This is a genomic window from Pseudomonas sp. GNP014, from assembly GCF_054344005.1.
Genome location: NZ_JBTGUS010000001.1, coordinates 3,120,916 through 3,140,324, shown reverse-complemented (window position 1 = coordinate 3,140,324; position 19,409 = coordinate 3,120,916). Strand labels below are relative to the sequence as shown.

Genomic DNA, 19,409 nt, shown 5'->3' with positions numbered 1-19,409 from the left:
GACCAGCACTGTTTCGGGGCAAAACCTGGCGGCCAATGAACCGTTTCCGTGTGTGGCAAGCCTAGGCAGTGCAGATGACCGAAAGATGACAAAGCTGCCGAACGGTCGTACTCACGGCTTGCAATACATCGGCCAAGTCCCTTGCCGGCCGGGCCTTTGAGCCTGGTCTACGCTTACGGGGCAGTCACCGATCCAGCGCAATTAAAACGCCTGAAGCAGGGCCGCCGACATCAAAGTGTCATCCAGCCCCCTTAAATTGGCTCAGGTATTGCTGACCTAGACCAACACAAACCGCAATCGCAGCGTTGAACACGACCAAGGAGCTTCGGAATGAAACAGCTTTTCCTGGCAACACTGTTAGGCTCGACCATTGCAATGTGCACCGCCGCCATGGCGGCCGACACCGACCTCAAAACCCTCGAAGCCGCTGCGAAAGCGGAAGGCGCCGTCAACAGCGTCGGTATGCCCGATGACTGGGCCAACTGGAAAGGCACCTGGGAAGACCTGGCCAAGACCTACGGCCTGAAACACATCGACACCGACATGAGCTCGGCCCAGGAAATCGCCAAGTTCGCCGCTGAAAAGGACAACGCCACCGCCGACATCGGCGACGTCGGTGCCGCCTTCGGCCCGATCGCGGTCAAGCAGGGCGTGGTGCAACCGTACAAGCCAAGCACCTGGGAGCAGATTCCGGCATGGGCCAAGGACAAGGACGGCAACTGGGCGCTGGCCTACACCGGCACCATCGCCTTCATCGTCAACAAAAAGCTGCTGCACGGCTCCGAAGTACCGACCAAATGGGCTGACCTCAAGGGCGGCAAATACAAGGTTTCGATCGGTGACGTGAGCACCGCCGCGCAAGCCGCCAACGGTGTACTGGCCGCGGCCCTGGCCAACGGCGGCGACGAGAAGAACCTCCAGCCGGCCCTGCTGCTGTTTGCAGACATCGCCAAGCAGGGTCGCCTGTCGATGGCCAACCCGACCATCGCCACCATGGAAAAAGGCGAGATCGAAGTCGGTGTGGTCTGGGACTTCAACGGCCTGAGCTACAAGGCCAAGATGGCCAACCCGGATGACTACGTGGTGCTGATCCCGTCCGACGGCTCGGTGATCTCCGGCTACACCACCATTATCAACAAGTACGCGAAAAACCCGAACGCCGCCAAGCTGACCCGCGAATACATCTTCAGCGACGCCGGCCAGACCAACCTGGCGCGCGGCAACGCCCGTCCGATCCGCGCCGAGCACCTGCAACTGCCGGAAGACGTGAAAGCCAAGCTGCTGCCGAACGAGCAGTACAAGAAGGTCACGCCGATCAAGGACGCCGACGCGTGGGAAAAAACCTCCAAGGCCCTGCCGCAGAAGTGGAACGAAGAAGTCATCGTCGAGATGAAGTGATGGCTTGACCCACTGTTTGATCCGACAAAGATCCCTGTGGGAGCGAGCTTGCTCGCGAATGCGGTTATTCATTCAGCATTGATGTTGGCTGACATGACGCCTTCGCAAGCAAGCTCGCTCCCACAAGGGATTGAGTTGATTTCGGAATATTTGAATTTCGCGGAGTTGTTGCCCCTATGAAACACAACGTCATCCTTGTCGTGCTCGACGGCCTCAACTACGAGGTCGCACGTCACGCCATGGGGCATCTGCAGGCTTATGTTGGCGCAGGACGCGCCGCGCTCTACCAGTTGGAGTGCGAGCTGCCGGCCCTGTCCCGACCGCTTTACGAATGTATCCTCACCGGCGTACCGCCAATCGACAGCGGTATTGTCCACAACGATGTCTCGCGCCTGTCCAACCAGCGCAGCATCTACCACTACGCCCGCGACGCCGGCCTGAAGACCGCCGCTGCGGCCTATCACTGGGTCAGCGAGCTGTACAACCGCTCGCCATTCGTGGCCGCCCGCGACCGTCACACCGACGATCCGGCGCTGCCGATCCAGCACGGACATTTCTACTGGAATGACCACTATCCGGATTCACACCTGTTCGCCGACGCGGAAAACCTGCGCCTGCGCCATGCGCCGAACTTCCTGCTGATCCACCCGATGAACATCGACGATGCCGGCCACAAGCACGGCCTCGACACCCCGCAATACCGCAACAGCGCCCGCTTCGCCGACATCATCCTGGCCGACTACCTGCAAGGCTGGCTCGATGCCGGCTATCAAGTGCTGGTGACTGCCGACCACGGCATGAACAACGACCGCTCGCACAACGGCCTGCTGCCGGAAGAACGCCAAGTGCCGCTGTTCGTCCTTGGTAACGCCTTCAGCCTCAACACTGACGCCGCGCCGAAACAGATCGACATTTGCGGCACGGTCTGCGAACTGCTCGGCGTGCCCCACGACAAACCTGTGTGCCGGGAGCTGCTCAAGTGAATGCCATGACTCGCGGCAAATGGCTCGCGGCCCTGTGTCTGGTGCCCTTCGCCCTGTTCTTTATCGTGTTCGAAATCGCCCCGCTGGTCTGGGTGATGATCAACAGCCTGCAGTCGGAAGAGTTCGGCTGGGGCTTCGCCAACTTCAGCAAGATCTTCAGCTCGAAGTTCTATTTGCAGGCGATCCAGTACAGCCTCGAGATCAGCTTCTGGTCGAGCGTGTTCGGCATCATCATCGCCGTGCTCGGTGCGTATTCCCTGCGCCGGGTCGATTCGAAACTGCGCAACTTCGTGAATGCCTTCGCCAACATGACCAGCAACTTCGCCGGCGTGCCCCTGGCCTTTGCGTTCATCATTCTGCTCGGGTTCAACGGCAGCATCACCCTCATGCTCAAGCAGGCCGGAATCATCGAGGATTTCAACCTGTACTCGAAAACCGGCCTGATCATCCTCTACACCTATTTCCAGATCCCGCTCGGCGTGCTGCTGCTCTACCCGGCCTTCGACGCCCTGCGTGAAGACTGGCGCGAATCCGCCGCGCTGCTCGGCGCCAACGGCTGGCAGTTCTGGCGCCACATCGGCTTGCCGGTACTGACCCCGGCCCTGCTCGGCACCTTCGTGATCCTGCTGGCCAACGCCCTCGGCGCCTACGCCACGGTGTACGCGTTGACCACCGGCAACTTCAACGTGCTGCCGATCCGCATCGCGGCGATGGTCTCCGGCGACATTTCGCTGGACCCGAACCTGGCCAGCGCGCTGGCCGTGGTGCTGGTAGCCCTGATGACCATCGTCACCGTCGTGCATCAACTGCTGTTGAAGAGGAGCTACCATGTCTCGCGCTGAATCCGGCCCGGCCGGCGTCTACCACCGCGTCGTGGTTTATCTGCTGTTCGCGATCCTGTTGCTGCCGCTGGTAGGCACGCTGATCTACTCGATCGCCAGCAGCTGGTCGGCGACCATCCTGCCCAGCGGCTTCACCTTCAAGTGGTATCTGCAGTTGTGGAGCGACCCACGCTTCCTGCACGCTTTCGGCCAATCGTTGCTGGTGTGCGTCGGCGCGCTGGTGCTGTCGGTGGTACTGATCCTGCCGCTATTGTTCGTGGTGCATTACCACTTCCCGAAACTCGATGCGCTGATGAACATCCTGATCCTGCTGCCCTTCGCAGTGCCGCCGGTGGTGTCGTCGGTGGGGCTGTTGCAGCTCTACGGTTCCGGACCGCTGGCGATGGTCGGCACGCCATGGATCCTGATCGGTTGCTACTTCACCGTGGCGCTGCCGTTCATGTACCGCGCAATCACCAACAACCTGCAGGCGATCAATCTGCGCGACCTGATGGACGCCGCACAACTGCTCGGCGCCAGCACCTTTCAGGCGGCCTTCCTGGTGGTGCTGCCGAACCTGCGCAAAGGTCTGATGGTCGCGTTGCTGTTGTCGTTCTCGTTCCTGTTCGGTGAATTCGTGTTCGCCAACATCCTCGTCGGCACACGCTACGAAACCCTGCAGGTGTATCTGAACAACATGCGCAACAGCAGCGGTCACTTCACCAGTGCGCTGGTGATCTCGTATTTCTTTTTCGTGCTGGTCCTGACCTGGATCGCCAACATCTTGAACAAGGACAAAAGCGAATGAGCTATGTCAGCGTCCAGAACCTGAAGAAAAACTACGCGGGCACCACGGTGTTCAGCGACATCAATTGCGAAATCAACAAGGGCGAATTCGTCACCCTGCTCGGCCCGTCGGGTTGCGGCAAGTCCACGCTGCTGCGCTGCATTGCCGGCCTGACGCCGGTGGATGGCGGCAAGATCCTCCTTGATAACGTCGACATCGTGCCACTGAGCCCGCAAAAACGCGGGATCGGCATGGTGTTCCAGAGCTACGCGCTATTCCCCAACATGACCGTCGAGCAGAACGTTGCCTTCGGTCTGCGCATGCAGAAGGTCAATGCCGACGACAGCCATAAACGCGTTGCCGAAGTGTTGAAACTGGTTGAACTGCACGACTTCGCCAGTCGCTATCCGCACCAGCTCTCCGGCGGTCAGTGCCAACGTGTCGCCCTCGCCCGTTCGCTAGTGACCCGCCCGCGTTTACTGCTGCTGGATGAGCCGCTGTCGGCCCTTGATGCACGAATTCGTAAACACTTGCGTGAACAGATCCGCCAGATCCAGCGCGAACTCGGCCTGACCACAATCTTCGTCACCCACGATCAGGAAGAAGCGCTGACCATGTCTGACCGGATTTTCCTGATGAACCAAGGGAAAATCGTCCAGAGCGGCGACGCCGAAACCCTGTACACCGCGCCGGTCGATCTGTTCGCCGCCGGTTTCATCGGCAACTACAACCTGCTCGACGCCGAGAGTGCCTCGAAACTGCTGCAACGGCCGATCAACCACCGCATCGCGATTCGCCCGGAAGCCATCCAATTGAGCCTCAACGGCGAACTGGATGCGCAGATCCGCAGCCACAGCCTGCTCGGCAACGTCATCCGCTACCGGGTCGAGGCGCGCGGCGTGGAACTGGTGGTGGACGTGCTCAACCGCTCGGCGGCGGATCTGCACCCCGACGGTCAGCGCCTGGCGCTTTCCATCGATCCGACAGCCCTGTGTGAAGTCGCTTGAAAGCAGCTGCAAGCTTCGAGCTACAAGCCTCAAGCTGTAGACTGCGGCGAACCTGATTCCCATTCTTGCAGCTCGAAGCAAGTAGCTCGCAGCTGTTCTCGGAGAGAACCGATGGCTTTGGCAATTTTTGATCTGGACGAAACCCTGATCCACGGCGACTGCGCCACCCTCTGGAGCGAACAGATGGGTCGCCTGGGCTGGGTCGATCCCGAGTCGTTCATGCGCAAGAACAACGAACTGATGGACGCCTACAGCCATGGCAAATTGCGCATGGAAGAGTACATGGCGTTCAGCCTCGAGCCGCTGATCGGTCGTACCCCGGAAGAGGTCGAGCATCTGGTCGGTCCGTGGGTGGAAGACTTCATCGAACCGATCATCTTCAGCGACGCGACCAAAACCATTGCCGCCCATCGCAAGGCCGGCGACCGGATCCTGGTGATCTCGGCCTCGGGCACGCACCTGGTCAAACCGATTGCCGAACGTTTGGGCATCGACGAGATCCTGGGCATCGAACTGGACGTCGCCCATGGCGTTTACAGCGGTCAGACCGTCGGCACCCTGACCTACCGCGAAGGCAAGATCACCCGCTTGCTGGAATGGCTGGATGCCGAGGAAGAGAACCTCGAGGGCGCAAGCTTCTACTCCGACTCACGCAATGATCTGCCGTTGCTGCTGAAGGTGGATTTCCCGCACGTGGTCAATCCGGATCCGGTGTTGCTGGAGCATGCCGAAAAGGCCGGTTGGCCGATCCATCTGTGGAAATGACAAAGATTTAATCTGCACAGGCTGGCTGATATTCCAAACCTGAGTTCGACCCGATGCATCAGGTCGATGTAGCCCAGCAGAACAACCCGGTCAGTACCCTCTCCCTTTGGGAGAGGGTTAGGGTGAGGGGCTTTTCCCTGCTGTCAGCTCAGACTTTCGTCAATCACCAACACCAATTTCCCGGAAACCGTATTACTCGCTAACTCCGCAAACGCCGCCTCGGCATCCTTCACCGGGAAAGCCTTGGCCAACTGCGGACTCAAGCGCCCCTCTGCAAACAACGGCCACACCTGCTGGCCCAGATCACTCAACAAATCCGCCTTGAACTGATCATCGCGACTGCGCAACGTCGAGCCCAGCAGTTGCACACGCTTGGCCAAGACCTGCGCCAGATCCAGTTTTGCCTCACGGCCGCCCATCAAACCGATCAATACCCAGCGCCCATCCAGCGCCATCAGCTTGAGGTTGAGCGCCGAGTAGTTGCCTCCTACCGGATCGAGAATCACATCGAACGGGCCGAAATCGCGCAGGCTTTCCAGATCGTCGGTACGCACGACCCCGCCCTGGGCCCCCAGCGCCTCACAGTAAGCCAGCCGCTCGGCAGAACCGACGCTGACCCAGCACGGATTGCCAAAGGCTTTGCACAGCTGAATGGCGGCTGAACCGATTCCACTGGCGCCAGCGTGCAAAAGAACTTTCTCACCCGGCTTGAGCGCCGCAAGTTGAAACACATTCAGCCAGACTGTTGCATAAACCTCAGGCAATGCGGCAGCCTCGATCAACGACACGCCTTCGGGCACGGGCAGCACATGCCGTCCGTCGACGACCACCTCTTCGGCCATCCCGCCCCCGGCCAACAAGGCGCAAACCCGATCGCCGACCTGCCACGAACTGCCCGCGCCGACCTCGCTGATCACCCCCGAGCACTCAAGGCCGAGCACTTGGCTGGCGCCAGGCGGTGGCGGATAGAGCCCGGCTTTTTGTAATAAATCGGCGCGATTGAGGCCGGCTGCCGCCACGCGGATGCGGACTTGTCCTACATCACATGTAGGACTCGGCTCTTCAACCCATGCCACTTGACCTTCAACGCCTTGCAATGCCTTCACAGTGCCTCCATAGTGAGTCTGGACTGAGCCCGAAGCTGTAGCGCCGGGCTTTTTGCATTATGCGACCGGCTCTCGTAGAACCGGCGACTTCAAAGACGGCCTAATATGCGTTATCAATTGTCCCCGCGTCGAATCAGCATGAAGCATTTGCTCCCCAGCACCGCCCTCGCTCTTTTCATCGGTATCGGTTTGTTGCCGGTGTCGGGCACCACATTCGCAGCCAACAGCTGGGACAAGTTGCAGCCTGATCGCGATGAAGTCATCGCCAGCCTGAACGTCGTCGAGTTGCTCAAGCGTCACCACTACAGCAAGCCGCCGCTTGACGATGCGCGCTCGGTGATCATCTACGACAGCTACATCAAGCTGCTGGATCCGTCGCGCAGCTACTTCATGGCCAGCGATATCGCCGAATTCGACAAGTGGAAGACCCAGTTCGACGACTTCCTGAAAAGCGGCGACCTCAACGCCGGGTTCACCATCTACAAGCGCTATCTGGACCGCGTCAAGGCGCGTCTGGACTTCGCCCTTGCCGAGCTGAACAAAGGCGTCGACAAGATGGACTTCACCAGCAAGGAAACCTTGCTGATCGATCGCAAGGACGCCCCTTGGCTCAAATCCACCGCCGAACTCGACGACCTGTGGCGCAAACGCGTCAAGGACGAAGTCCTGCGGATGAAGATCGCCGGCAAAGAGCCGAAGCAGATTCAGGAAACCCTGACCAAGCGCTACAAGAACCAGTTGGCGCGCCTGGACCAGACCCGTCCGGAAGACATCTTCCAGGCGTACATCAACACCTTCGCCATGTCGTACGATCCGCACACCAACTATCTGTCGCCGGATAACGCGGAAAACTTCGACATCAACATGAGCTTGTCCCTCGAGGGCATCGGTGCCGTGTTGCAGAGCGACAACGACCAGGTGAAAGTCGTACGTCTGGTGCCGGCAGGCCCGGCCGACAAGACCAAACAGGTTGCCCCGGCCGACAAGATCATCGGCGTTGCCCAGGGCAACAAAGAAATGGTCGACGTGGTCGGCTGGCGTCTGGACGAAGTGGTCAAACTGATCCGTGGTCCGAAAGGCACTGTGGTCCGCCTGGAAGTGATTCCGGCGAGCAATGCGCCGAACGACCAGACCACCAAGATCGTGTCGATCACCCGTGAAGCGGTGAAGCTCGAAGATCAGGCGGTGAAGAAGTCCATCCTCAACCTGAAACAGGACGGCAAGGACTACAAGCTCGGCGTCATCGAGATCCCGGCCTTCTACCTCGACTTCAAGGCGTTCCGTGCCGGTGACCCGGATTACAAGAGCACCACCCGTGACGTCAAGAAACTGCTGACCGAACTGCAGAAAGACAAAGTCGACGGCGTGGTCATCGACCTGCGCAATAACGGCGGCGGTTCCCTGCAGGAAGCCACCGAGCTGACCAGCCTGTTCATCGACAAGGGCCCGACCGTGCTCGTGCGTAACGCCGATGGCCGTGTCGATGTGCTCGAAGATGAAAACCCGGGCGCATTCTACAAAGGCCCTATGGCGTTGCTGGTCAACCGCCTGTCCGCCTCGGCTTCGGAGATCTTCGCCGGCGCCATGCAGGACTACCATCGTGCGCTGATCATCGGTGGCCAGACCTTCGGCAAGGGCACCGTGCAGACCATCCAGCCGCTGAACCATGGCGAGCTGAAACTGACCCTGGCCAAGTTCTACCGAGTGTCCGGTCAAAGCACCCAGCATCAGGGCGTCCTGCCAGACATCGACTACCCGTCGCTGATCGACACCAAGGAAATCGGCGAGAGCGCCCTGCCGGAAGCCATGCCGTGGGACACCATCCGCGCGGCGATCAAACCGGCGGCCGATCCGTTCAAACCGTTCCTGGCCCAGCTCAAGTCCGAGCATGACACCCGCACCGCCAAGGATGCCGAGTTCGTGTTCATCCGTGACAAGCTGGCGCTGGCGCAGAAACTGATGGAAGAGAAAACCGTCAGTCTCAATGAAGCCGAGCGTCGTGCCCAGCACACCGACATCGACGCCAAACAACTGGCCATGGAAAACATCCGTCGCAAGGCCAAAGGCGAAGAACCGCTCAAAGAGCTGAAAAAAGAAGATGAAGACCTCATCGCGGCTGCCGACCCGGACAAGGTCAAACCGGAAGACGATGCTTACCTGAGCGAAACCGGGCGCGTGCTGCTGGATTACCTGAAGCTGAGCAATCAGGTGGCCAAGAAGTAAGGTGATGGCAATTTAATGGTGATGATCCCGGGATCGTCATCAAACAGTCATCATTCTGTCGTGCAATAAAGGACTGGGAGCCACTCTTTTCATCGAGAGCGCTCCCAGTCCTTTTTTTATCGCCAGAGATTGCCATGACCACGACCGAACAGCTGAGTGCCTTGAGCTCGATCTTGAGTCAAAGCGGCTTACACAGCCTGTTCCAGCCAATCATCTGCCTCTCTGAGCGACGCATACTCGGTTACGAAGCCCTCACCCGTGGCCCGTCCAACAGTCCGCTGCACTCACCCATTGCCCTGTTCGCCGTGGCGCGTCAGGCCGGGCGCCTGAGCGAATTGGAGATTGCCTGCCGACAATCGGCCTGCCGCCGTTTCAATGAGCAGCAACTGCCGGGCAAACTGTTTCTCAACGTCTCGCCAGAGTCGCTGCTCGAAGCTGCCCATCAACCGGGGCGCACCCTACAGTTGCTACAAGACTTCGGTATTCCGCCGAGCCAGGTTGTGATCGAACTGACCGAGCAGACACCAATCGATGACTTCCAGTTACTGCAAACCGCGCTGCATCACTACCGGGCGATGGGCTTTTCGATTGCGCTGGATGATCTCGGTGCCGGCTACTCCAGCCTGCGCCTGTGGTCGGAGCTGCGTCCGGATTACGTGAAAATCGACCGCCACTTCATCGACGGCATTCATCAGGATGCGTTGAAACGGGAGTTCGTCGGTTCGATCCTGCAGATCGCCAAAGCCTCACGCGCGCAGGTGATTGCTGAAGGCATCGAACTGCCAGAGGAGTTGGCAGTGTTGACCGAAATGGGCGTGGATCTGGTGCAAGGATACTTGCTTGGTCGCCCACAAGAGCACCCGCCCCGCGACGCCCGTGCGATGATGCCCAAACATGACAGCAGCACCGTCGCGCTGAACGACGAAGGCAGCGACCTCAGCGCCCTGCTCAACGACCAACCGGCTGTGGGGCGCGACACGCCAACCGCTACGGTGCTGGAAGCGTTTCGCCGTCAGGCCAATCTGAACTCGCTGGCCGTGCTTGACGAACAAGGCCAGCCGTGCGGCATCGTCCACCGCCATTCCTTGTCCGATGCCCTGCTCAAACCCTTCGCCACCGACCTGTTCGCGCGTAAACCGATCAGCCGCTTGATGAACGACGACTTCCTCGCCGTGGAAATGAGCCAGTCGCTGCAACAGGTCAGCCGCCTGATCACCAGCCGCGCTCGCCAGCGCATCGAAGAAGACTTCATCATTACCCTCAACGGCAGCTACCTCGGCCTCGGTCGGGTGATCGACGTGCTCAAACTGATCACCGAACTGAAGATCCAGCAGGCCCGCTACGCCAACCCGCTGACCCTGCTGCCCGGCAATGTACCGATCCAGCAATGCCTGACCCGTCTGCTGCAACAGGGCCGCGAATCGGTCATCTGCTACGTCGACATCGACAGCTTCAAACCCTTCAACGACATCTACGGCTACGGCCGCGGCGACGAAGTCCTGCTATGCCTGGCGCAATGCCTGAACGAACGCGTCGACCCGTCCCGCGACTTCGTCGGCCACATCGGCGGCGACGACTTCCTCCTCGTCCTCGGCCCGGAAGACTGGCGCAAACGCCTCAACCAGTTGCTCGACGACTTCCAGAGCCAATGCCGCCGCTTCTATCGCCCCGAACACCTCGATGCAGGCTGCTTCATCGCCCCGAATCGCCAGGGAATACGGCAGGAGTTTCCGCTGTTGTCATTGTCCATCGGCGTAGTGCACCTGCATCCCGAAGCCTGCGCACAGCTGGACGCCAGTCAACTCGCGGAAATGGCGTCGCAGGCGAAGCATCATGCGAAAAATGTTCCGGGGTATAGCGTGCATGTGATTGATAGCCTAACTTCCACCGACCTCCATCCCCCACAACTAATCGGTCAGCGCTGATTCCCCAAACAACAGAACTCCCTGTGGGAGCGGGCTTGCCCGCGAAGGGGTCAGTTGAATTAGCCCAGTTTTTCGGCCTTACCCCATATCTGAATCATCGACGTGATATTTCAATAAACAACTCAACAAAACCTGCATGAACTGACGCTGATCCTCTACGTCATCGTCAAAATAAGTTGTGATTCTTGTAAACACCTCATCAAAGCTATCACCAGCTTCCAAGTAGTACTTCAGTGTGTCGATACACCACTCGCGCTCACCAACACTATAGGATAGAAACTCAGGCTTCATAAGAATATCAAACAGCTCAGCAAGCTCTTGCTTATCATTGACGTTCTTCGAGACGATGATTTTTTCACGAGCATCATCATGAGTATTTTCTATATCAAATAGAAAAAGCAGACCACGCAAAACAAAATATTCAGGCTTACGTTTCAATTCACAAACTCCGTATAAGAGGTTATAGGCTCAGCTGCCTTATTGAGAATTACTACCGCATGTGTTTGCTGTCCATAAACGACTCCTCCCCTCTTGTACCCCTCGCCAACAACCTTACCCATATTTATAGGTTCTTTGGACGCAAGTTGGCCATTTCGTCTGAAAACAAGCTGAGCACGATGTATGGCATTAAGTTGATCTCGATAACTAAAAAAGTGAGTAGCGGCACTGGGTATTTTGGGCTGCCCTGCTCGTCTCCCATTGCTATAAACCTCAATAACTCCAGTTGTGGGATTTCTTCCCGTCATTGAGCGTTCTTGCTGAGAAGCTAACGTGGTCTGTTTGCCATGTTTCTCTAAGAAGTGCGCGTCTTGTGTGGCTTTCTCCATTTCAACCAAACGCCGATGAGCATTTTCTTCTGCCACCTCATCAAGCCTCGCCCGCCGCTCCTGCGCCGTCATCTTTGGCAGCGAAGGCGCTCCCTCTTCGACGACCACGCGACCGGCCTCGTACCGCATTGGACGTCGTGGCTCCGGCGGCGGGCAACTGCAGCTCAACCCCAACGGATCCACCCACCCCGTCGGATTCGGCACGTACTGGTACTGATTCAACCCTCCGGCCAGCTTCACCGGATCGGGCGTCAGGTACCGCCCCAGCCGCGGGTCGTAATACCGGTGCCGGTTGTAATGCAGTCCGCTCTCCGCATCGAAATACTGCCCCTGAAACCGCAGCGGCTGGTCCAGGTAGTCCTCGCCGGCCAGGGTGATCGCCGCGACTTTGCCGTAGGCGTCGTATTGCGCCGACCAGACGATTTCGCCGCTGTAGTCGGTCAGTTCCTGCGGCGTGCCGAGGTGGTCGAGCTGGTAGTAGAACGGGCAGGCCTTTTTCGGGCCTTTGCCGTCGAGCAGCGCCAGCGGGCGGAAGGTGCCCGGTTCGTAGACGTAGCTACGGTGCTGGGTTTTGCTGCTTTCGGCGACGAGGTGGTCGCCTTGCCAGAAGTACTCGGTGCTGACGCCGTCGACGGTTTTGCGGATGCGTCGGCCGAAGGCGTCGTAGCGATAACTGGCGGTTTTGCCGTCGGGGCGGGTCAGGCCGATCAGGCGGTGCTGGCTGTCGTAGCGGTATTCGGTGACCAATTGCTGGTCGCGGCCACGGCGTTCGCGGATCAGGTTGCCGAAGGCGTCGTAGTCGTAATGGCGGTCGCCCTGCATCAGCAGGCGGTTGCCCCTGATTTGTGTCGGGCCGGGGCGGTCCTGCATCAGCAGGTTGCCGGCCGGGTCGTGGGCGAAGGTTTCCGGCAGTTCGTCGCGCGAGTGGCGCACGCGGATCAGGCGGTCGAGGGCGTCGTAACCGTAGGTGCGCTGGCCGTGGCGGCTGTCGGCAATGTGCTCGAGGTTACCGTTGGCGCTGTAGGCATAATCGCGGCGGTACAGCGAAGCGTGCTGATGGCCTACAGCGTGGGCGAGTAAACGGCCCTGGTCGTCGTAGGCATATTCGCTGAGCAGCAGGCCTTGCTGACGTTGTTGTTCGCGACCGGACTGGTAGACGTGGCGGGTCAGCGATGCGCCGTTGAGGTCGATGGCGGTGAGCGCGCCGCCCTTGGCATAGTGATAGTCGAGCTTGCTGTTGTCCGGCAGGCGCTGGCGCTTGAGCTGACCGCAGGCGTCGTAGGCGTAACGCAGGGTGCCCCAGCCCTGATGCTCGGTGATCAGCCGATCCTGCAGGTCGTATTCGAAGGCCAGCGAATGTTTTTGCCCGTCATCGACGCCCACCAGACGCCCGAGGCGGTCGTAGCGGTATTCGACCTTGACCCCGTCGGGCAGGGTCTTGATCAGCAGTCGCCCGGCGGTATCGCGCTCGTAAGCCGTGACCCACGTCGAACCGTCATCGCCGAACTCGGTCTTTTCCAGCAGATGCCCGTTGAGGTCATAGGCATACGCCGTACGGCGGCCGTCGAAGCCGGTTTCCTGTCGGATCAATCCGGTGGACGTGTAGTCCAGGCGGTATGTTTCCCCGGACTCGTTCTCGATCTCGGTGAGCAACAACTGCGCATGGTCGTAGCGGTACTGCACCCGCGTGCCGTCGGGGTTGATCTTGCGCGAGACCAAGTGCAGGTCATCGTCATACTCGTAACGGGTGATGCGCCCGAGTTCGTCACGCTCGGCGGTGACCTGACCGTAGGCGCCGTAGCTGTAGGCGCGGGTGGCACCGGTAGGCGCCGTCGTCTGAACCAGCCGGCCCAGTGCATCCCACTGCTGGCGCGTGACAGCGCCATGTTCGTCGCACGTGGTGGTCCGTCGCCCCAGCGCATCGTAGGAAAAGCGCCGCACGCCGCCGTCGGGCAAGGTCTCTTCAACGAGCTGGCCGAGGTCGTTCCAGACCCGCACATGGCGGCTGCTGTCCGGGTAACGGATCGACAGCAACCGCCCACGGGCGTCGTAGTGGTAATGGGTGACATGGCCGTCAGGGTCGACCGTTTCGGTGACATCGCCCTGGGCATTGCGCCGCCAGGTCCACACCGCCTCGCCCCGTGCACGGCTGTGCAGGAAACCGTTACGGTATTCGTAGGACGTCGGCTCATCGTCCGGCGCAAGCAGCGCCACCAGCCGTCCGGCCTCGTCGTAGCGGTATTCGGTGATCGCGCCTAACGCATCTTGCTCGGCGACCAAGCGCCCCGAGGAGTCGTAGGCCTTGAGCTGTTCGCCACCGTTGGCCTCGACCTTGCGCACCAGGCGTGCGCGGTCATCGTGGACGTAGGTTTCCTCGGTGCCATCGACGTAATGCACCGCCACGCTGCCGTCGTCATTCCAGACATAACGCGTGTCCACCTGCGAGAACGACGCCCAGTGGCGCACGCAGCGGGCCGCCTTGCCGGACCGCTCCCACTCCCAGAAGAAACTGGCGCCCCCGGTCAATTGCCGTTGCAGGATGACGTGTTGATCGTCGTAGTCGTAACGCTCGCTGTCGCCGGCGGCGTTGGTTGCCTCGATCAGTCGCTGTTGGGCGTCGTAGCGGTAACTGACCAGGGGCTGTTCGGTGTGCCAGTCACCTTCGCGAAAAATCTGGTACTCGACACCGATCAGATGCGCACGCTCATAGCGCAACAGCAGCGACCGACCCGCGCCGTTATCCAGTCGCTGAACCCTGTCAGACCGATCCCGTAAAACACGCAGCCGGTTGTCGTACGAATCGCTGACCGCCGTCAGCCGCCCGGCGCGAAAGTGATAAAACCGCGCCGCGTCCCCCGCCAGCGCAAGAATCAGCTCCTCGGGCTCTTCGCCCAGAAAAATCGCCGCCCGAGACAGGCTGTTGTGAATCGCCGGCCGTTCAACGCTGGGCAACGGAAAGCGTGTGCGGCGGTTTTCGTGATCGACCCAGACCACCACATCGCCATCGAACTCCAGGCGATGCGCCAGCGAATGACTCCAGCCAAAGCCCAGGCCGACATCGTTCTCAACCGCGCTGGTGCGGTACAACCGGGTGAACTCGAACGGCAGCAAGCCATCGAGCGTGCCGTCGGTCAGGGTCAGCAGTTCTTCGCCGGTGACCATCGACACCGGACAACCATTGGTGCAGGTGCGCGACACGCAATCGGCGCTGTCGCCGTTGGGGTTTTTCGCTTGATCCGACTTATCGTCGTGGTGTTCGCCTTTCTTCAGCGAGGTATTACGCCGGGCATTCCAGCGCAGTTGCATGCGACCCTTTTTCACCCCTGCGACGATGCCGCGTGCGGCGACGGTTTTGTATTGATCGACGTACTTGATGAACCCGCCGACGATGCCGAACAGCGCCTTGACCAATCGCATCACCGCCGACAGCAGTTGCACCGCACGATCCGCGAGTCGCAGCGTCAGATAGGCGATCCCGGCACCACCACTGGCGAAGGTCAGGACGATACTGATCAGCACATCGAGCAGCAGTTGCACGATCATCATCGACGCCGCTTCAGCGGTCTTGCCGGCAATTTCACTGGGCGGCAGCATCTCCAGCCAAAGACTGGCCGTACGCAGCAGCAAACACAGCGCCGCCTCATCACTGACCAGCAACTGCAACTGTTGCATGACCTCGGGAGCCGTCGCGGCCAGGTTCATCAGATCGGTCGCGCCACTCCCCAGTCGATCCACAAAAGCGCCGGGGTTCTTGAGAATCTCCGACAGCATTCCAATGCTGTCCCATACCCCTTCAATGGCTGCCCAGCTCCCGGCCAGCGTGCCGTTGCCCGCGGCGGTGGCGACCGACTGCGACCACTGAGGCTTGAAGCCCTGCCACTCGCTGCGCAGCCAGTCCTCCAGCTCAAGAGCCAGACCGTCATAGGATGCAAAAAGTTGTTCGACCTGTTTCGGACTGACGCCACCGTGCACTTGCACCCGGTAGAAATTACCGGGCTCGCCACGAAATGCGCCCTCGCCGCGCGCATCAAGCGTGACAGGCGTGACGGCCCCGCCATCCACCGCCACCACATCGACCACGATGTTGCCCAGTGGAATGTCATAGACGGATTCAAACTTGCTCTCGATCAGCATCAATCCGCCCAGGGGGCACTGGACGACGCCGGAGACGAATTCGCTGTCGCCAGTGCTGACGGCGGTGCTGCGATCACCGAAGCGGATAATCCGCTCCATGCCCATCAGCGACGGCAGATCGGCCGCATGACTGACCTGATCAGCCGTGCTGCTCAACCAATGCTCAAGCTGCTGGCGATAGAGCGTGAGGGTGTCGGGAAAGCTGTCGAGTTCCTGCTCGATACGAGTGACGGCTTGCATCAACGCACGTCGGCGTGCAGGACGAACTGAAAAACCGGGTCAAACATTGGCGTTCCCTCGCGCAAAAAGTTAGGCGCGGGAACTGTGCGGGGGATCAATCGGGAAAGAAGTCAGGCAAGTAGGCACTTGCTGTAGGACTAATCTGCAATAAACCGTTTACTACAAAACGTACAGACAAAAACGAAAACGTGGCGAGAGGTTTCCCTCACGCCACGTTTATCTGATCGACACAAATGGATTTACTGCGTTGAATCCCGCGCGTTCAGCTCTTTCAGTTTGAGCTCGGCCAGCGGGTGTCCGGCCTTGGCGGCCATGCCCCACCAGCGGGCTGCGTCCGCCGGGTCCGGTGCTTTGCTCGGGGTGCCTGCAAGACTGATCACACCGACCTGATAGGCCGCTTTGCCATCCCCGGCCAATGCCGCGAGACGCAACAAACGCACGCCTTCTTCACGTGCGCCGAGGCCAACACCACGGAAGGTCAGGATGTGCCCGTAAAAGCTTTGCGCACCGATGTCGCCAAGATTGGCCATGCGCGCGAACTGGCCTTCAAGCCAGCGCCAGCCTCGCGGCTGACGGACAAACCACGACCAATGAAAAAGCCGGCGGGCCAGCCAGTAAGCGGCACGCGCCTTGAGTCGCAAAAACACTCAGGCCTCCGCCGATTCCGGGTATTCGTACTCGAAGACTCTGACCACTTCCGATGCATGCCAAGAGGCAGCGGCAACACCATCGGACGGCCCCGAAAAACGCCCCAGACGTTCAACGCATTCAAAAAAACCGGTGCGCGGCAGGCGACTGGCGCCCTGACTGATCACCAGCGAACTGCGCAACGGTTGTTCGGCCTTGGCGTCCAGTGCCGCCAGATGTTCCAGTGCAGCGGTCAGGGTTTGCATCGCCGGCGTCGGCAACTGCAAACGTTCGAGCAAGGCTCGGTAGGTCAGAAGATGGCGCTGCCGGCGCGCCTGATCCAGTTCTCCCAGCAATCCGTCCCAATGTTGACGACTGATGCGTACGCTCACGATTCATCCCTCCAACCTGGCACCGTCAGTTCCCAGGCCAGGCTGCGACGAATCGCGGCGTCAGGCTGACGCTCGCCGCTTTCGATCATGGCCAGATAAGACGGGCTGATGCCTACCGTGCGGGCCAGCGCCTCGATGGCGATGCCCTTCCCTTCGCGCAAACTGCGTAGTTGATCCAGACCTGGAAGAATCGGGTCCAGTGTGGTCGCGAGCGGCGCTTGAGCCTGCTGCGACGGTGTTTCATTGATCCCTGCTGCTTTCAGTAGAGCCTGATAGTGAGCCCAAGGCAGAACTGCGTATTCGGGCTCGCCATCGCGTGCAATTATCTGAATATCCATGACTACCCCGTAGGACAACAACACTTAGCGAGTCGGCACTTTTCCCTAGAAGTGTAATCCTAACAGCGGCCAAGGTCGCGGGGGGTATCTATCTGCAGAGCGACTTCGTCAATCAGGGCTTTTTCGGCCCCTGAAGCTGCAATTGCTCAGGGGTATCAGGCAGGCGTTCAACCACCGCCAGTTTTTCCGGCTGCTGGCGATTGCGCCAGAGACGGAAGGCACTGAGTTCATCATCGAGGGTTTTCATCAACCAGGCGAGAACGGCGATATCGTCGAGCATGCCGAACATGGGAATGAAATCGGGAATGGCATCTACCGGGCTCAGGAAGTACATCAGGCCAGCGACCACGGAGATCAACGCTTTCGGGCTGATCGCACGGTATTCGCCGCGCCAGTAGGCCAGGCACAATGCCTGCAACAAACGCAGGTCGTCCTTGAGTTTGCCGAGGCGATTGCCCTGTGCCGCGCCTTTGCTGGCGACGGCAAACAACAGGGTCGGCAAGCGTCCACGCGCCAGCAGACGGCCGGCCAGGGGCAGGAATCGAGCGAAATTCCACGGAGCTTTCATCTATTCCTCCCATTGAAATGTTATCCACACAAATTGTGGATAACCTTGTGAACAGAGCTGCATTTCAGCGCTGGGAGCCCCGTTTTATAAGGGCTGCGCTCAGATCGGGCGTTTTTTACTCACATAAAAAAGCCCAATATTTCATTGACTTGGCGGCTCAGGGCGTCTAGTACGGGCAGCCTCAAAGGTATGACTGTGCTGACCGGCATCGGTTCGCTCTGTTTACCCTTGCCATCCGCCAGATGCAACAACGCCCCGCATAAGCGAGGCGTTGTTGTTGAAACCGGAGCCGATTACTTGGCAGCGGCGTCTTCTTTGGCTGGATCCTTGATGGCCAGCAGTTCCAGGTCGAAGACCAGAACCGAGTTGGCCGGGATTGCCGGGCTTGGCGATTGCGCGCCGTAAGCCAGATCGCTAGGGATGTACAGTTTGTACTTCTCGCCAACGTGCATCAGTTGCAGGCCTTCGACCCAACCCGGAATCACGCCGCTTACCGGCAGATCAATCGGGCTGCCGCGCTCGACGGAGCTGTCGAATACGGTGCCGTTGGTCAGCTTGCCGGTGTAGTGAACGGTCACTACGTCAGTCGGCTTGGGCTGTGGGCCGTCGGCTTTCTTGATCACTTCGTACTGCAGGCCGGAAGCGGTGGTGGTGACACCCGCTTTCTTGCCGTTTTCTTCGAGGAATTTCTTGCCGGCAGCTGCCGACTCTTCGCTCATCTTGGCCATGCGCTCTTCAGCACGCTTTTGCAGCGCGGCGAAGGCTTCGACCAGTTCTTCATCTTTCAGCTTCTGTTCTTTCTTGCCGACGGCATCTTCGATGCCCTGGGCTACCGCTTTGGAGTCCAGATCATCCATGCCTTCCTGAGCCAGGCTCTTGCCCATGTTCAGGCCGATACCGTAGGAAGCTTTTTGCGCCGGGGTTTTCAGCTCTACGCTGGTCTGCGAATCACAACCCGCGAGGACCAGGCTAACCAGGGCTACCGCCGCCGCCAACCGATGCTGTTTCATGCTATTTCCTTGTTCATGCGCCGAATAGGGCAATCGAGTAAAGCCGCGAGCTTATCAGGCCGCCACGACCAATGGCTACCGGCATGAGAGCAGTAAAGCGACGATAAGTTCAGGGATTAAAACGCATTTGGGCGAAGACACGATGAAGCTTCTGTCATCTGCTGCTGACAACCGTAGCCTCCTCTTCCCACAACATCTGGCGTAATGGCCACTTGCCGCATAGGGTCAGGCTCAGGCATAACAACACAACAACTCGAC

Annotated in this window: 16 protein-coding genes; 8 read left to right on the top strand and 8 right to left on the bottom strand. The window is 59.6% G+C overall.

Annotated elements, in window-relative coordinates:
* Positions 1 to 330: 330 nt before the first annotated feature.
* The 6 genes from ACXX9E_RS14160 to ACXX9E_RS14135 all read left to right on the top strand — a co-directional run bounded on the left by ACXX9E_RS14160 (position 331) and on the right by ACXX9E_RS14135 (position 5,761).
* The gene (locus ACXX9E_RS14160; protein WP_123467429.1) at positions 331 to 1,398 is read left to right on the top strand and encodes an ABC transporter substrate-binding protein; all 1,068 of its coding nucleotides are present in this window, start codon (positions 331 to 333) and stop codon (positions 1,396 to 1,398) included.
* Positions 1,399 to 1,574: 176 nt separating this feature from the next.
* Entirely contained in the window at positions 1,575 to 2,381 is an 807-nt protein-coding gene (locus ACXX9E_RS14155; RefSeq protein WP_123467431.1) for an alkaline phosphatase family protein, read from the top strand.
* Positions 2,382 to 2,386: 5 nt separating this feature from the next.
* A complete protein-coding gene (locus tag ACXX9E_RS14150) occupies positions 2,387 to 3,223 on the top strand; it encodes an ABC transporter permease (RefSeq protein WP_177490697.1) in 837 nt (278 codons plus the stop codon).
* On the top strand, positions 3,210 to 4,010 hold the full coding sequence (locus ACXX9E_RS14145) for an ABC transporter permease (protein ID WP_007965346.1): 801 nt from the start codon (positions 3,210 to 3,212) through the stop codon (positions 4,008 to 4,010). The genes ACXX9E_RS14150 and ACXX9E_RS14145 overlap by 14 nt, the downstream gene beginning before the upstream one ends.
* The gene (locus ACXX9E_RS14140) at positions 4,007 to 4,996 is read left to right on the top strand and encodes an ABC transporter ATP-binding protein (RefSeq protein ID WP_458555575.1); all 990 of its coding nucleotides are present in this window, start codon (positions 4,007 to 4,009) and stop codon (positions 4,994 to 4,996) included. The genes ACXX9E_RS14145 and ACXX9E_RS14140 overlap by 4 nt, the downstream gene beginning before the upstream one ends.
* Positions 4,997 to 5,107: 111 nt before the next feature.
* Positions 5,108 to 5,761, top strand: coding sequence for an HAD family hydrolase (locus ACXX9E_RS14135; protein ID WP_123467437.1), 654 nt, complete (start codon positions 5,108 to 5,110; stop codon positions 5,759 to 5,761).
* A gap of 143 nt (positions 5,762 to 5,904) precedes the next feature.
* Here the strand turns inward: ACXX9E_RS14135 and ACXX9E_RS14130 are convergent, their stop codons facing one another.
* Positions 5,905 to 6,867, bottom strand: a complete 963-nt coding sequence (locus ACXX9E_RS14130; RefSeq protein ID WP_123467439.1) for a zinc-binding dehydrogenase — start codon at positions 6,865 to 6,867, stop codon at positions 5,905 to 5,907.
* A 138-nt stretch (positions 6,868 to 7,005) separates the two neighbouring features.
* Between ACXX9E_RS14130 and ACXX9E_RS14125 the strand changes: the two genes are divergently transcribed.
* Positions 7,006 to 9,090, top strand: a complete 2,085-nt coding sequence (locus tag ACXX9E_RS14125; protein ID WP_185015818.1) for a carboxy terminal-processing peptidase — start codon at positions 7,006 to 7,008, stop codon at positions 9,088 to 9,090.
* Between the two features lie 134 nt (positions 9,091 to 9,224).
* Entirely contained in the window at positions 9,225 to 11,015 is a 1,791-nt protein-coding gene (locus tag ACXX9E_RS14120; protein WP_458555574.1) for a bifunctional diguanylate cyclase/phosphodiesterase, read from the top strand.
* Between the two features lie 78 nt (positions 11,016 to 11,093).
* On the opposite strand, the gene ACXX9E_RS14115 is transcribed toward ACXX9E_RS14120, so the two are convergent.
* The 7 genes from ACXX9E_RS14115 to bamJ all read right to left on the bottom strand — a co-directional run bounded on the left by ACXX9E_RS14115 (position 11,094) and on the right by bamJ (position 19,151).
* Positions 11,094 to 11,453: a hypothetical protein gene (locus ACXX9E_RS14115; protein ID WP_128616336.1), complete on the bottom strand. Its 360-nt coding sequence runs from the start codon at positions 11,451 to 11,453 to the stop codon at positions 11,094 to 11,096.
* Positions 11,450 to 16,216 carry an RHS repeat-associated core domain-containing protein gene (locus ACXX9E_RS14110; protein ID WP_458555573.1) on the bottom strand — a complete coding sequence of 1,589 codons (4,767 nt, stop codon included), beginning with the start codon at positions 16,214 to 16,216 and terminating at the stop codon, positions 11,450 to 11,452. The genes ACXX9E_RS14115 and ACXX9E_RS14110 overlap by 4 nt, the downstream gene beginning before the upstream one ends.
* Before the next feature lie 239 nt (positions 16,217 to 16,455).
* The gene (locus ACXX9E_RS14105; RefSeq protein WP_123465962.1) at positions 16,456 to 16,863 is read right to left on the bottom strand and encodes an SEL1-like repeat protein; all 408 of its coding nucleotides are present in this window, start codon (positions 16,861 to 16,863) and stop codon (positions 16,456 to 16,458) included.
* Positions 16,864 to 17,235, bottom strand: coding sequence for a hypothetical protein (locus ACXX9E_RS14100; RefSeq protein WP_003223109.1), 372 nt, complete (start codon positions 17,233 to 17,235; stop codon positions 16,864 to 16,866). It abuts the gene before it with no gap.
* On the bottom strand, positions 17,232 to 17,573 hold the full coding sequence (locus ACXX9E_RS14095) for a helix-turn-helix domain-containing protein (protein ID WP_123465960.1): 342 nt from the start codon (positions 17,571 to 17,573) through the stop codon (positions 17,232 to 17,234). Before ACXX9E_RS14095 ends, ACXX9E_RS14100 begins: the two co-directional genes overlap by 4 nt.
* 112 nt (positions 17,574 to 17,685) lie before the next feature.
* Positions 17,686 to 18,141, bottom strand: a complete 456-nt coding sequence (locus ACXX9E_RS14090) for a YkvA family protein (RefSeq protein ID WP_123465958.1) — start codon at positions 18,139 to 18,141, stop codon at positions 17,686 to 17,688.
* 293 nt (positions 18,142 to 18,434) lie between these two features.
* Positions 18,435 to 19,151 carry a BamJ family beta-barrel-assembly machinery protein gene (gene bamJ, locus ACXX9E_RS14085; RefSeq protein WP_123465956.1) on the bottom strand — a complete coding sequence of 239 codons (717 nt, stop codon included), beginning with the start codon at positions 19,149 to 19,151 and terminating at the stop codon, positions 18,435 to 18,437.
* Positions 19,152 to 19,409: the final 258 nt, after the last annotated feature.

Coding starts and splice junctions, on each gene's coding strand:
- ACXX9E_RS14120 (WP_458555574.1), top strand. CDS start 9,225: ATGACCACGACCGAACAGCTGAGTGCCTTGAGCTCGATCTTGAGTCAA.
- ACXX9E_RS14150 (WP_177490697.1), top strand. CDS start 2,387: ATGACTCGCGGCAAATGGCTCGCGGCCCTGTGTCTGGTGCCCTTCGCC.
- ACXX9E_RS14140 (WP_458555575.1), top strand. CDS start 4,007: ATGAGCTATGTCAGCGTCCAGAACCTGAAGAAAAACTACGCGGGCACC.
- ACXX9E_RS14145 (WP_007965346.1), top strand. CDS start 3,210: ATGTCTCGCGCTGAATCCGGCCCGGCCGGCGTCTACCACCGCGTCGTG.
- ACXX9E_RS14155 (WP_123467431.1), top strand. CDS start 1,575: ATGAAACACAACGTCATCCTTGTCGTGCTCGACGGCCTCAACTACGAG.
- ACXX9E_RS14090 (WP_123465958.1), bottom strand. CDS start 18,141: ATGAAAGCTCCGTGGAATTTCGCTCGATTCCTGCCCCTGGCCGGCCGT.
- ACXX9E_RS14135 (WP_123467437.1), top strand. CDS start 5,108: ATGGCTTTGGCAATTTTTGATCTGGACGAAACCCTGATCCACGGCGAC.
- bamJ (WP_123465956.1), bottom strand. CDS start 19,151: ATGAAACAGCATCGGTTGGCGGCGGCGGTAGCCCTGGTTAGCCTGGTC.
- ACXX9E_RS14110 (WP_458555573.1), bottom strand. CDS start 16,216: ATGCAAGCCGTCACTCGTATCGAGCAGGAACTCGACAGCTTTCCCGAC.
- ACXX9E_RS14125 (WP_185015818.1), top strand. CDS start 7,006: ATGAAGCATTTGCTCCCCAGCACCGCCCTCGCTCTTTTCATCGGTATC.
- ACXX9E_RS14160 (WP_123467429.1), top strand. CDS start 331: ATGAAACAGCTTTTCCTGGCAACACTGTTAGGCTCGACCATTGCAATG.
- ACXX9E_RS14095 (WP_123465960.1), bottom strand. CDS start 17,573: ATGGATATTCAGATAATTGCACGCGATGGCGAGCCCGAATACGCAGTT.